The sequence below is a fragment of the Actinomadura macra NBRC 14102 genome (assembly GCF_001552215.1).
In the GTDB taxonomy this organism is placed as follows: domain Bacteria; phylum Actinomycetota; class Actinomycetes; order Streptosporangiales; family Streptosporangiaceae; genus Spirillospora; species Spirillospora macra.
The window spans coordinates 361,916-374,878 of sequence record NZ_BCQT01000004.1 but is presented as its reverse complement, the minus strand read 5'-3'; the positions used below and the strand labels follow the sequence as shown (position 1 = coordinate 374,878).

Here is a 12,963-nt window from a genome sequence, read left to right as displayed (position 1 = left end):
CGAAACTTCGGACGTGGCGGTGACGGGGGTCGCGCACGAGCGAACCGTCCCGACCACCATCTGGCTGTACCCAGAACCCGCCGATCGCGGTGCCATCGTGATCAGCGGAGCCCGACTCGGCGCCCCCGCCGGGCCGCACCACCGGGTTGACTGGCCGAACGCCGGCCAACGCCCGCTCCCTGGGAAGGACCCTTAGTGAGCGAATCCAGCGAACTCCTTACGGACGCATCCAGCACGGCACCCGCTGCCGACGACGCCCCGGCCGGCGCGGAGCCCGCCGCCCCCCGGCGCCGCCGGCAGGGCACCGGCCTCTCGGCCATGGTGCTGCCCGAGCTGAAGGCGCTCGCGTCCAGCCTCGGCATCACCGGTACCACCGGGATGCGCAAGAGCCAGCTCATCGCCGCCATCCAGGAGAAGCAGGGCGGCCAGGCGCAGGGCTCGGCCGGAGAGCAGGGAGCCGCTGCCACGGCGAAGACCGAGCGCCCCCGCAGGGGACGCACCACGGCCGCCAAGCACGAGGTCTCCGACGATCAGGTCAGCATCGCCGAGGCCGCGCCCGCCGTAGAGCAGGCCCCGGCCACCGCCGGTCCCGCGGACAAGGCGTCCGACCGTCCGGCCGACAAGCCCGCCGAGAAGGCGTCCGACAAGAGCGACCGCTCCGACCGGGCCGAGCGTACGGACCGTGGCGAGCGGGGCGAGCGCCAGGGCGGCCGGCAGAGCGCGAGGGCGGGCGGCGAGAAGCAGGACCGGGGGGCGTCCGAGGGCCGGACCGAGCGCGGTGACCGGCAGACCCGCGAGCCGGCCGCGGCGCAGGGCGGCTCGGAGGACGGCGAGTCCCAGGGCGGTGGACGCGACGGCGGCCGTGAGGGCCGTGAAGGCGGCGGACGCCAGCGCGGACGCGGCGGCCGTGAGCGGGGCGAGGGCCGTGACCGCGGTGACCGCGGTGAACGCGGCGAAGGCCGTGACCGGGGCGACCGCGGCGACCAGGGCGGGGGCGGCCGGCAGCGCGGCCAGAACCAGGGCGGCGGCGGCCAGAACGACGACGACGAGAGCGGCGGCAGGGGACGGCGCGGGCGTCGGTTCCGCGAGCGCAACCGGGGCCGCGGTGGACGCGAACGCTACGAGGAGCCGGTGCTCACCGAGGACGACGTCCTCATCCCCGTCGCGGGAATCCTCGACATCCTGGACAACTACGCCTTTGTTCGCACCACCGGCTACCTGCCCGGCCCGAACGACGTGTACGTATCGCTGGCGCAGGTCCGCAAGAACGGCCTGCGCAAGGGCGACGTCATCACCGGCGCGGTCCGGCAGGCCCGCGAGGGCGAGCGCCGCGAGAAGTTCAACGCGCTCGTCCGCCTCGACACCGTCAACGGGATGGAGCCCGACCAGGCCAAGGGCCGCGTCGACTTCGCCAAGCTGACCCCGCTGTACCCGCAGGAGCGGCTGCGGCTGGAGTCCGACCCGGGCATCCTGACCACGCGGATCATCGACCTGGTGTCGCCGATCGGCAAGGGCCAGCGCGGGCTGATCGTGTCGCCGCCCAAGGCCGGCAAGACCATGGTGCTCCAGGCGATCGCCAACGCGATCACCAAGAACAACCCGGAGTGCCACCTGATGGTCGTCCTGGTGGACGAGCGTCCGGAAGAGGTCACCGACATGCAGCGGACGGTGAAGGGCGAGGTCATCCACTCGACCTTCGACCGTCCCGCCGAAGACCACACGACGGTCGCCGAGCTGGCGATCGAACGTGCCAAGCGGCTGGTGGAACTGGGCCACGACGTCGTCGTGCTGCTCGACTCGATCACCCGGCTGGGCCGCGCCTACAACCTGGCGGCCCCCGCGTCCGGGCGGATCCTGTCCGGTGGTGTCGACTCGACGGCGCTGTACCCGCCCAAGCGGTTCTTCGGTGCGGCCCGCAACATCGAGAACGGCGGCTCGCTGACGATCCTCGCCACCGCGCTGGTGGAGACCGGATCCCGCATGGACGAGGTCATCTTCGAGGAGTTCAAGGGCACCGGCAACATGGAGCTCAAGCTCAACCGGTCGCTCGCCGACAAGCGCATCTTCCCCGCGGTGGACGTCGACCAGTCCAGCACCCGTAAGGAAGAGATCCTCATGGCGCCGGAGGAGCTGCGCGTCGTCTGGCAGCTCCGCCGGGTGCTGCACGCTCTGGACACCCAGCAGGCGCTGGAACTCCTCATCGAGAAGATGAAGGAGACCAAGTCCAACGCCGAGTTCCTGCTCCAGGTCCAGAAGACCACGGTCTCCGACGACCGCTGACCAGGCCCGTAGCAGCGAACGCCCCCGTCCGGCCCACCGGACGGGGGCGTTCCGCATGGAGGCGCCGACCGTGTCCGGCCGTCATGGCCCAGCGTTAAGCCGCTCAGCTCCGTGATCTCAACCGTCATGCGAGCGCGCGACCTGACCGTTGGGGCAAAGCCGAAGGCGAGCCCCAACGGGAAGATCGCGAAGCGATGTCGCGCTCGCCCAAGCACGGTCAAGGGGGCGAGCCCCCTTGGGCCGGGTTTGAAATAGACACTGGGGCTAACCCCACCATGGAAGGGGCGGAGGACATCATGGTGGGGGGACGGCGAGCCCGGCAGGCTTGGGCCATACGGCTGGACGGGCACGGAGGGACGACGTGGGCGAGCTGAGCAGGGACTCCGGGATCCCGGGGACCACGGCGGGCGGTGGGGCGCGCAAGGCCACGGCGGGGGACGGCGCGGGAGCACCGAAGACCGTCTTCGACGGTGCGTGGAACCCGCTCGCGATGGCGAGGTCGTCGCTGACCTGGCGTGCGGCGCTCTACCTGACGACCAGCCTGGCGTTCGGGCTCGGCTGGTTCATCGTGCTTGTCGTGGGACTCTCGCTCTCGGGCGCACTGCTGATCATCTGGGTGGGCCTGCCGATGCTGGCCATGATGATGGTCGCGTGGCGGTTCGGCGCGATGCTGGACCGGATCTTGCTGCGGGCCGCGTTCGGCGTCGCGATCCCGATGCCGTACCGGCGGATGCCGCCGGGGCGCAACCCGCTCGTCAAGCTCAAGGCGATGGCGGCCGACCAGGCGACCTGGAAGGACCTGGCGTACCTGCTGCTGCTGTTCCCCCTCACGCTGGTGGAGTTCGTCGTGTCGGTGACGGCCTGGGCGGCGACGGGGACCCTGCTGTTCATGCCGCTGATCGTCGCCCTGGGGGCGGGCGGCGTGGAGGTGAACTTCGGCGTCGTCTCGTACTGGGCCGGGAACCCGGTGGAGGCCCTGCCCATCTCGGTGGGCGGTCTGGTGTTCCTCGTCCTGGCGATGTACGTGACCCGCGTGATGGCGGTCAGCCACGCCCTGATCGCCAAGCTTCTGCTCGGCCAGAGCGCCTCCCAGGCCGAGAACAAGAAGCTCCGGGAGCGGACGGCGCACCTTCAGGCCAGCCGTGCTCGCGGGGTGGACGCGGCCGAGTTCGAGCGCCGCCGCATCGAGCGCGATCTGCACGACGGGGCGCAGCAGCGGCTGCTGGCCGTCGCGATGGACATCGGACGCGCCCGGGCCAAGCTCGACGACGACCCGGAGGGCGCGCGGACGCTGATCGAGCAGGCCCACTCGGGCACCAAGGAGGCGATCTCCGAGCTGCGCGACCTGGCCCGCGGCATCTACCCGGCGATCCTCACCGACCGCGGCCTGGACCCGGCGCTGTCCGGCCTCGCCGGCCGCGCCCCCGTCCCCGTCGAGGTGGAGGTGGACCTGCCCGAGCGCCCGCCCGCCGCGGTCGAGAGCATCGCCTACTTCATCGTCGCAGAGTCCCTGGCCAACATCGCCAAGTACGCCCGCGCGACCCGCGCGTCCGTCCGGGTGGCCCGCGAGGACGCCTGGGTGGTCGTCGAGGTGATCGACAACGGTGTCGGCGGCGCCGTCGCGCACCCCGACGGCGGGCTGTCCGGGCTGGCCGATCGCGCCGCCACCATCGACGGGATGCTCATCGTGGACAGCCCTCCCGGCGGTCCCACGATCATCCGCGCCGATCTGCCCTGTACCTGGTAGCCCCTTCCGCCGCCCGCAAGGGCACCCACCCCCGCGCCGGTCCGTCCCCTGAGGGACGGGCCGGCGCGCCGTCGTCGGGGGTCCCGGAGGCGCGGCCCGGTTCGCCCCGGCGACGGGATCCCGGATCGCGGACGCCTCCAGCTCATCGGGCGGATTCACGGGGCGCGGCGGTGGTGGGAGCCCCGATAATGGGCGCATGCGGGTAGTGATCGCCGAGGATTCGGTGCTGTTGCGGGAAGGGCTCGTCCGGCTGCTGGAGGACGCGGGGATCGAGACCGCGGCGACGGTCGGGGACGGGCCGGGGCTGCTCGGCATCGTCGACGAACACACTCCCGACCTGGCCATCGTGGACGTCCGGATGCCGCCCTCGTTCACCGACGAGGGGTTGCGCGCTGCGCTGGCGGTCCGCGAGCGCAGGCCGGGCACGCCGATCCTCGTCCTGTCGCAGTATGTGGAGGAGCGGTACGCGACCGACCTCATCGGCGGTGGCGCCGAGGGTGTCGGGTACCTGCTGAAGGAGCGGGTGTCCGATGTCGCGGAGTTCATCGACGCGGTCCGCCGCATCGCCGCCGGCGGGACGGTCATCGACCCGGAGGTCATCGGCCAGCTGCTCGGCCGCCGCCGCACCGGCGACCCGCTGGAGGCGTTGACCCCGCGCGAGCACGAGGTCCTCGGGCTGATGGCGCAGGGACGCTCGAACGGGGCCATCGCGAAGGATCTGGTGGTCACCGAAGGCGCTGTGGAGAAGCACATCTCCAACATCTTCATGAAGCTCCACCTCCAGCCCGCGCAGGGCGGCCACCGCCGCGTCATGGCCGTCCTCGCCTATCTGGGCCGTACCGACGCCTGAGCGCGGCGGGCCCGCTGTTCAGCGGTGGTGGGGCACGTCCCGGGCAAGATCGGGAATGCCCGGTGACCTCGGCACGTTCGGGTATCTGGCACACTTGGAGTGCAACCGCTGCGGTACCGGTTCACGCTTCCCACATCTCCCATGGCTCCGCCATGCGGACCGGAGGCGCCCGGCGACCGCTTGAGGCGAGGAGAGACCCGTGAAGCCAGACATTCACCCGAACTACGTCGTCACGACCGTGACGTGTACGTGCGGCAACACCTTCGAGACCCGCAGCACCGCCGCGAACGGCGTGATCCACGCTGACGTGTGCTCGAACTGCCACCCGTTCTACACGGGCAAGCAGAAGATCCTCGACACCGGCGGCCGGGTGGCGCGCTTCGAGCAGCGCTTCGGCAAGAAGAAGGCCGGCAAGTAGGGCGAGCGCCGCACCGCGACCACAGGGACGGCCCGGGGACTCTCCAGGTCCCCGGGCCGTTCGAAGTCGGCACCCGGTCTCGGGGGCCGGGACGGGCCAGGACACAGCGTGAATCTCGACGATCTGATCAGCGAATACGCGGGCATCGAGGGACGGCTCGCCGATCCGTCCGTTCATGCCGACCAGAACCTGGCGCGCAGGCTCGGCAAGCGCTACGCCGAACTGCGCCCGATCGTCGAGACCTACCGGGACCTGTCGGCGACCGTCGACGACCTGGCCGCCGCGCGCGAGCTCGCTGGGGAGGACGAGGCGTTCGCCGCCGAGGCCGTCGAGCTGGAGAAGCGCCGGGAAGCTCTTGAGGAGCGGCTGCGGCAGCTGCTCGTGCCGCGCGACCCGAGCGATGGCAAGGACGTCATCCTGGAGGTCAAGGCCGGGGAGGGCGGCGAGGAGTCGGCGCTGTTCGCCGGCGATCTGCTCCGGATGTACCTGCGGTACGCCGAGCGCGAGGGCTGGAAGACCGAGGTCCTCGACTCCCACCCGTCCGATCTGGGCGGCTACAAGGATGTCACCGTCGCGGTGAAGGCGAAGGGCGGCCAGGACGAGGGCGTCTGGACGCGGCTGAAGTTCGAGGGCGGCGTCCACCGGGTGCAGCGGGTGCCCGCCACCGAGTCGCAGGGCCGCATCCACACGAGCGCGGTCGGTGTGCTGGTGACGCCCGAGGCCGAGGACGTCGACGTCCAGGTCGACCCGAACGACCTGCGCATCGATGTGTACCGCTCGTCCGGCCCGGGTGGTCAGAGCGTGAACACCACCGACTCGGCCGTGCGTATCACCCACGTGCCGACCGGTGTCGTGGTGTCCTGCCAGAACGAGAAGAGCCAGCTCCAGAACAAGGAGCAGGCGCTGCGCATCCTGCGGTCCCGGCTGCTGGCGATGGCGCAGGAGGAGGCGGACGCGGCGGCCTCGGCCGAGCGCAAGAGCCAGGTCCGCACCGTCGACCGGTCCGAGCGCGTGCGCACCTACAACTATCCGGAGAACCGGATCTCCGACCACCGTGTCGGCTACAAGGCGTACAACCTCGACCAGGTCCTGGACGGCGACCTGCACAACGTGACGCAGGCGCTGGTCGACGCCGACATGGAACGCCGGCTGGCCGAAGCCCAAGGATCATGAAGCTGCTGCTCGACGAGATCGCCAGAGCCACCGCACGGCTCGCCGACGCCGGGGCCGCCTCCCCCCGCGCGGACGCCGAGGAACTCGCCGCGGCCGTCCACGGGGTGAAGCGCTCGGAGCTGCACGGCGTCCCCGACAGCTCGTTCGACGCCCGGTTCTGGGAGTTCGTCGCGCGGCGCGAGGCCGGCGAGCCGCTCCAGCACATCACGGGCCGCGCGTTCTTCCGCTACCTGGAGCTGAAGGTCGGATCCGGCGTCTTCGTCCCCCGTCCGGAGACCGAGGTGATGGTCGGCTGGGCGCTGGAGACCCTTCGCGACATGGACGTCCGCGATCCCCTTGTCGTCGACCTCGGAACCGGGTCCGGAGCCATCGCGCTGTCGATCGCACTGGAGGCCCCCCGCGCGCGCGTCCACGCCGTGGAGAAGGACCCCACCGCCTTCGTGCACGCCACCCGCAACATCGAGGAACTGGACGAGCGCGGACGCGTCCGCCTCCACCTGGACGACTTCGGCACCGCCCTCACAGAGCTGAACGGCACCGTGGACCTCGTCGTCAGCAACCCCCCGTACATCCCCATGAGCGAGTGGGAGTACGTCCCCCGCGACGTCCGCGATCACGACCCCGCCGACGCCCTGTGGGGAGGCGGTGACGACGGCCTGGACGCGATCCGGGTCGTCGAGCGCACCGCCCGCCGCCTCCTGCGCCCCGGCGGGTACGCCGCGGTCGAGCACAGCGATCTTCAGGGCAACGGCGTGTACTGGGTTTTCGCCGAGGAGAACGGCTGGCGGGACGTCCGCAACCGCCGCGACCTGACCAACCGCGACCGATTCGTCACCTCCCGACTCGCCTCCGACTGACCGGTCCCCGCACCGGCGGCACCGTTGATCGACATCGGGGGGCGCGGTGAGCCCCCGGGCGCGGATATCCTGGGGCCTGCTGATCCGACGAGCGCCGCGCAGATGGGAAGACGGGCGACCGTGAGCCGACGTTATGACTGCTCCGAGCCGATGGAGCGCACCCGGGGAATCGCCGAGGCGTTCGCCGCGGCACGGCGTGGCGAGCTGATCGTCCTGCCGACCGACACCGTGTACGGGGTCGGCGTCGATGCGTTCATGCCGATCGCCGTGGAGGCGCTGCTGGAGGCCAAGGGGCGGGGCCGCGAGATGCCGCCGCCCGTCCTGGTCGGCTCCGTCCGCGCCGCGACCGCGCTGGTGGACGACCTCGGTACCTACGGCCAGGACCTGATCGACGAGTTCTGGCCGGGTGCCCTCACCCTGGTCTGCCGCTCGAACCCGGTCCTCATGTGGGATCTGGGCGAGACCAAGGGCACCGTCGCCCTGCGCATGCCGATGCACGAGCTAGCCGTGGAACTCCTCAAGGAGACGGGCCCGCTCGCGGTCAGCAGCGCCAACCTGACCGGGCAGCCCGCCGCCCGTACCGCCGCCGAGGCCGAGAAGATGCTCGGCGACAGCGTCTCGGTCTACCTGGACGGCGGCCCGTCCGGCCACGCCGACCCGTCCACCATCGTGGACCTGACCGGCTCCGTCCCGCGCCTCCTGCGCGTCGGCGCCATCCCCGAGGACAAGATCCGCTCCGTCGTCGGTGTCCTGCTGACCGACGAGGACGACCCGGACGAGCCGTCCGAGGAGAGGCTGTCCCTCACCAAGGACGAGCCCGAGGGGAAGCCGTCCCTCATCAAGGACGGGCCGTCCGGCAGCCATGACGAGGCCGCCGCGAAGCCCTCCCTGACCAAGGACGCGCCGACCCCCGCCCCCGACAAGTCGGACTGAGGCGACCCGACCGACAGGCGCTACCGAGTCCGGTCTCCCGCCTGACCAGCTACCTTGCCTTGCAAGGTATTAGGTACCTATCATGCTGTGCATGACAGTGTCGGACACCGGACGGCGCCGGAGCCAATGGCTGCGCGGCGTACTCGACCTGTGCCTGCTCGCCGTGATCGCGGACGAGCCCGCCTACGGGTACGAGATGGCGCAACGGCTGGCCGCCGCCGGGCTGGACGCAGTCGCCGAGGGCTCGATCTACCCGGCCCTCGGCCGGCTGCAACGCGAGGACCTCGTGGAGTCCTATCTCGTGGAGAGCGATGGCGGCCCCGCGCGCAAGTACTACCGGCCCACCGAGGACGGACGCGCCGCGCTCGCCGCGTGGTCACGGGAGTGGGCGCTGCTCACCGACGGCATCCACGCCGTCCTCGCCCGCGTCACCGAGCCCACGCGAACGCTCGTCCCCGGTGACGGTGGCGGGACCAGGGAAGGGGAGTCATGATGGCGCGCGAGGTCGTAGGGCAGTGCAGGCGCACGTGGCGGCGCATCGGCGTGACCCGCGAGGACGCCGCGGAGATGGCCGCCGAGCTCACGGCCGATCTCGACGCCGCGCGGCAGGACGGCCGGGACCCGCAGTCCTTCGTCGGCGGGGACCCGACCGGATTCGCCCGCGCCTGGGCGTCGGAGCGGGGGGTCGTGCCCGTCCGGTACCTGGCCGGCCGTCTCATGCTCGCGGCCCTGTTCGGCGCGCTGCCGGGGTCGTTCGCCGGGATGTTCCTCGTGTTCGGCCTGCCCAGCGATGGGTTGGCGCAGGTGCTCGGACGGGAGTCGGATGCCGTTGACCTGCCGGGCTGGCTGGACATCTGTTTCTGGGCGATGAGCGTCGCGTTCGCCTGGACGGGGACCCTCGCCGCGTCCTCCGCGGTTCTGCGATACCACGCGGATGCGGCGCGCCAGATCACGGTGCGCGTCCTCGCCGCGTGGCTGCCCCTCGCCGCCGTCGGCGCCGCGGGTGCCACCGCCCTGGTCGCCCGGCATTGGGGGTATCCGTACGGCCTCGGTGTGGTGCTGGCCGAGGTGGCGGTCCCGCTGGCCACCGTGATCGCCTCCCTGGGGCTGGCGCGCGTCGTGATCGTGCGCCGATTCCGTCCGGTGGCGGATCCGGCCAGGTCGGCGCAGGGCGCGATGGTCTTCTGAGACACCCCTGAGACACCGCCACGACGGACCGGCAACGCCGGCGAGTCGGCGCGGAGACGCATCGCTGCTGAAGTTTTCCGTGGAGCCCAGAGCGGGCTTTCGGTGGATGAACCACCGGCCATAGGAAGGCGCACAGAATGCGCGGAGCGAAGATTATCGCGGGAGGGGTGCTGGCGCTTACCGCTGGCATTCCGTTGGCGCCCGCCAGTGCCCATCTGTCGGCGCTGGTAAACGGCAGGGTGCACGCCTACACCTACAGCTACAGGTACAACGACGGCGGCTACAAGACGCTGATGCTCAGGGACCTGGGCAGGAACCAGTGGGTGAAGGCCGAGTACTACCGCAGCAACTCCTCGAGGAAGAAGACGCTGTGGAACAAGTCGGGCTACAACAAGACCGTCTCCACGCCCCGCGGCGCGACGATCACCAAGTTGAAGTCGTGTGAGGAGCACGACTTCAAGCCCGACATCTGCACCAAGTGGGCGGTGAAGGGCCAGACAGAACACCGGGTCAAGTAGCCCGCGACCGGGTCGGCCCGCGCCCGCGGGCCGACCCGGATCGCGGCCGGCCAAGGTGATCGACGCTGCTTGAAGCTGCCTGGAAAAGCTCACCCAAGGAGGAGAACCGTGACAGTTCGCGCCCCGGCATTACAGATAGAAGGACTGCGGTACGAGATCGGTGATCGGGTTCTCCTTGACGATCTTGACCTTCAGGTGTCGGCAGGGCATTCGCTTGCGGTGACCGGTCCGAGCGGAAGTGGTAAGTCCACGTTGCTGATGTGCGCCCTGGGCCTGGTGAAACCCGACTCGGGAACGGTTTCTGTGGCGGGCAAGGATATGACGCGGCTCTCGGCGCGCGCGCTCGCGTCCCACCGCCGCAGGCATCTCGGAGTGGTGTTCCAGTTCGGTGAACTGCTCCCCGAGCTGTCGCCGTCGGAGAACGTCGCGATCGCCGCGCTGCTCGCCGGCGTCGACCGCCGGAAGGCCTACGCCGACGCTCGGGACCTGTTGCGCTGGCTCGGCGTTCCGGAGCAGGGGACGACGGGGCTGCTCTCCGGCGGGGAGCGGCAGCGCACCGCCGTCGCTCGCGCCCTCGTCATGGAACCGACCCTGGTGCTGGCCGACGAGCCGACGGGCGCCCTGGACCAGCGGACCCGGGAGACGGTCGCCGACCTGCTCTTCGACATTCCGGCACGGCGCGGCTGCGCGCTCGTGGTGGTCACCCATGACCCCGCCGTGGCGGGGAGGGCGGACGCCCAGGTGTCGCTCGACTCTGGCCGGCTCGTGGAGCGGTCGTGAGGGGCGGTGCGAGCGGCCGGCGGCTGGCCGGCCAGCTGCTGAGGACGGGCTGGGCGGCGGGACGGGCGGCCCAGGGCGGCCGGCTGCGGTTCGTCTCACTGTTCCTGGCCTCCCTGGTGCTGACGATCGGCTTGACCGCCCTGGTCTGCACCGCGGCGATCTATGACGGCCGGGAGCGGCGGGACGTGGCGCGCAGCCCGCTGCCGACCAGATCCGGGCAGGCGACGGTGGCTTTGTGGGCGGAAGGCACCGACACGCTCCACGGCGCATCGGTGGGGATCATCGAGGTCGTGCCGCTCGACCCGACGGCCCCTCCGCCCCCGGGCCTGACCCGATGGCCCGGTCCCGGGGAGGTGTTCCTGTCGCCGGCCTTGGCGGATCGGCCGTCGGACGAGCATGTGACGACCCGTTACGGGCGTTTCGCCGGCCGCATCGCGGAGTCCGGCCTCTCCTCTCCGTCCGAACTGTTCGCCTACGTCCATCCGGCGAACGCCGACGTCGCGGGGGACGGCTGGCACAAGATCGCCGGATTCGGGAACCGTCAGTGGTCCCCGATCGGCGAGCGGCTCGACGCGTGGCCCATGATCCAGGTACTGGCGACCATCGGCGGGCTGGCGGGCCTGCCCTGTCTCGCGCTGGTGGTCGTCGCCGCGCGGTGCGGGTCGTCCGCCCGTGATCGCCGTGGCGCGCTGTTGCAGGTCCTCGGCGCCGGCTGGCGGCACCGGGCCCTGGTCACCGTCGGCGAGGCGGCGCCTCCCGCGCTGCTGGGCGCGGTCGTCGCGAGCGTGCTCACGATCCCGTTGATGATCGTGAACATGCCGCTTCCGGTCACCGGCTACATCGTGGGGAAGGCGGACGTCCGGGCCTGGGCATGGGCCGTCCCCTGCGCCCTCGCGGTGTCATTCCTGCTTGTCCTCGTCCTGGCGGTGGGCCTGCACCGGGTGGATCGCACGGGACGGGCGACGCGTCCGAGGAGCTTCGCCACACGGGTGCCGAAATGGCGGGTCGCCGTCTTCATCACGTCGGTCGCCGGGGTCGTCGTCAGCAGCGGCGTCCCGGGTCTCAACGGACTGCTGCTCTACATCGCCTCCACCATGACCATGTGGGCCTCGCTGCCCTCCGTGGCGGCCGCCGTCAGCCGCCGGTTCGGCGGTCTGGTCACCTCGGCGGGGCGGCGCCGGGGCTCGCCCCCGCGGCTGATCGCCGGACGGTGGATCTCCGCGCACCCGGGGGTGATCGTCCGGCTGGCCACCGCGCTGGTCATCGGGCTGGGGCTGATCACGCAGATCCAGGTCTGGACCAGCAGGCTCAACGAGCCGGCCCGCGCGGCCGTCGAGACCGAGAACCGCGTGGGCGACCGGGTCCTCCTCGTCGACATCAGCGAAGCGAGCCGCGGGCAGATTCAGCGGTTCCTGCGCGGCATCCCGCCGGAGGCCAGAACCCTCCGGCTTGGCAGAGGAGACGACGGAAAGCCGGTCACGCTGACCGGGACCTGCACCACCCTGAGGACGGTCGGGCTGGGGTGTCCGATCCGGCCTGAAGGGACGTCCCTCCAGGCGGGCGACGCCAGGATCCAGGAACTCGCCCGATGGTGGGCAGGAGACGAATCCGGACTGCACGTCCAGGCCGTGCCCGAGAGGGCGCTCCTCGGCGACGGACGCCCCCAGAGGCAGGAGAACTACCTCGTGGTGGTCGGGGAACGCCAGGGCGAAGGATGGCGCGTCCAGCAGGTCGCGTATGCCGTCTTCGGATTCACCGCGGAGGGGCTGGGGATCGAGTACGGCGGCGCGGCGGCGTCCCTCATGCGGTTGGGCCAGTGGGTGATGCTGTTCGGAGGCGCCGGAATCCTGATCCTCATGCTGGCCGCGGCGACGAGCGCCGCGGCGGAGTTCCTCCAGTTCAGCGACGCGCTCGCACCGCTCGCCGTGCAGACCGACCGCCGGTCGGTCTACATGTCGGTGGCGCTCTGGAACCTCACCGTCCCGCTGTGGCTGACGACGATCGTCGGCGGTGCCGTCACGGCCTGGCACGGGCTGTTCTTCATCGCCCAGGTGAAGGAGGGGCGGTTCTCCTGGGGTGCCCTCGCTACGGGCATGGGCGGTGCGGCGGCACTGGCCCTGCTCATCGGGCTGGCCGGGGGCGTCGGTGCCGCACGTGCGGCCCGGCGCTGGCGACCCGTGAACGACTGAAATCCCCGCCGCCACCGAGCAGCAGAAGAA

General features: G+C 71.3%; 12 protein-coding genes. All 12 read left to right on the top strand.

Annotation, left to right across the window (positions count from 1 at the left end; translation table 11 throughout):
• The first annotated feature begins 195 nt into the window (after positions 1–195).
• The 12 genes from rho (at position 196) to AMA02S_RS06500 (ending at position 12,933) form a co-directional block, all read left to right on the top strand.
• Positions 196–2,280, top strand: a complete 2,085-nt coding sequence (gene rho, locus AMA02S_RS06555; protein WP_067453130.1) for a transcription termination factor Rho — start codon at positions 196–198, stop codon at positions 2,278–2,280.
• Positions 2,281–2,641: 361 nt separating this feature from the next.
• Positions 2,642–4,027 carry a sensor histidine kinase gene (locus AMA02S_RS06550; protein WP_245667377.1) on the top strand — a complete coding sequence of 462 codons (1,386 nt, stop codon included), beginning with the start codon at positions 2,642–2,644 and terminating at the stop codon, positions 4,025–4,027.
• A gap of 196 nt (positions 4,028–4,223) precedes the next feature.
• Positions 4,224–4,877 (top strand): response regulator transcription factor, encoded by a 654-nt coding sequence (locus tag AMA02S_RS06545; protein ID WP_084264728.1) that lies wholly within the window; start codon positions 4,224–4,226, stop codon positions 4,875–4,877.
• Between the two features lie 199 nt (positions 4,878–5,076).
• Complete coding sequence (gene rpmE / locus AMA02S_RS06540; RefSeq protein ID WP_067453124.1) at positions 5,077–5,295, top strand: 50S ribosomal protein L31; 219 nt, start codon at positions 5,077–5,079, stop codon at positions 5,293–5,295.
• A gap of 108 nt (positions 5,296–5,403) precedes the next feature.
• On the top strand, positions 5,404–6,468 hold the full coding sequence (gene prfA / locus AMA02S_RS06535) for a peptide chain release factor 1 (protein WP_067453121.1): 1,065 nt from the start codon (positions 5,404–5,406) through the stop codon (positions 6,466–6,468).
• Positions 6,465–7,325, top strand: coding sequence for a peptide chain release factor N(5)-glutamine methyltransferase (prmC, locus tag AMA02S_RS06530; protein ID WP_067453120.1), 861 nt, complete (start codon positions 6,465–6,467; stop codon positions 7,323–7,325). The genes prfA and prmC overlap by 4 nt, the downstream gene beginning before the upstream one ends.
• A gap of 120 nt (positions 7,326–7,445) precedes the next feature.
• Positions 7,446–8,258 carry an L-threonylcarbamoyladenylate synthase gene (locus tag AMA02S_RS06525; protein WP_084264839.1) on the top strand — a complete coding sequence of 271 codons (813 nt, stop codon included), beginning with the start codon at positions 7,446–7,448 and terminating at the stop codon, positions 8,256–8,258.
• A gap of 91 nt (positions 8,259–8,349) precedes the next feature.
• A complete protein-coding gene (locus tag AMA02S_RS06520; RefSeq protein ID WP_084264837.1) occupies positions 8,350–8,751 on the top strand; it encodes a PadR family transcriptional regulator in 402 nt (133 codons plus the stop codon).
• Positions 8,748–9,446 carry a hypothetical protein gene (locus AMA02S_RS06515; protein WP_067453114.1) on the top strand — a complete coding sequence of 233 codons (699 nt, stop codon included), beginning with the start codon at positions 8,748–8,750 and terminating at the stop codon, positions 9,444–9,446. Before AMA02S_RS06520 ends, AMA02S_RS06515 begins: the two co-directional genes overlap by 4 nt.
• Before the next feature lie 194 nt (positions 9,447–9,640).
• Positions 9,641–9,964 (top strand): hypothetical protein, encoded by a 324-nt coding sequence (locus tag AMA02S_RS06510; protein WP_157430417.1) that lies wholly within the window; start codon positions 9,641–9,643, stop codon positions 9,962–9,964.
• 108 nt (positions 9,965–10,072) lie between these two features.
• Positions 10,073–10,744 (top strand): ABC transporter ATP-binding protein, encoded by a 672-nt coding sequence (locus AMA02S_RS06505; RefSeq protein WP_067453106.1) that lies wholly within the window; start codon positions 10,073–10,075, stop codon positions 10,742–10,744.
• Positions 10,741–12,933, top strand: a complete 2,193-nt coding sequence (locus tag AMA02S_RS06500; protein WP_084264726.1) for a hypothetical protein — start codon at positions 10,741–10,743, stop codon at positions 12,931–12,933. The genes AMA02S_RS06505 and AMA02S_RS06500 overlap by 4 nt, the downstream gene beginning before the upstream one ends.
• Positions 12,934–12,963 lie beyond the last annotated feature (30 nt).

What these genes read in the sequence shown, in the direction of transcription:
- AMA02S_RS06545 (WP_084264728.1), top strand. Translation starts at nt 4,224, where the DNA reads ATGCGGGTAGTGATCGCCGAGGATTCGGTGCTGTTGCGGGAAGGGCTC.
- prmC (WP_067453120.1), top strand. Translation starts at nt 6,465, where the DNA reads ATGAAGCTGCTGCTCGACGAGATCGCCAGAGCCACCGCACGGCTCGCC.
- AMA02S_RS06520 (WP_084264837.1), top strand. Translation starts at nt 8,350, where the DNA reads ATGACAGTGTCGGACACCGGACGGCGCCGGAGCCAATGGCTGCGCGGC.
- AMA02S_RS06515 (WP_067453114.1), top strand. Translation starts at nt 8,748, where the DNA reads ATGATGGCGCGCGAGGTCGTAGGGCAGTGCAGGCGCACGTGGCGGCGC.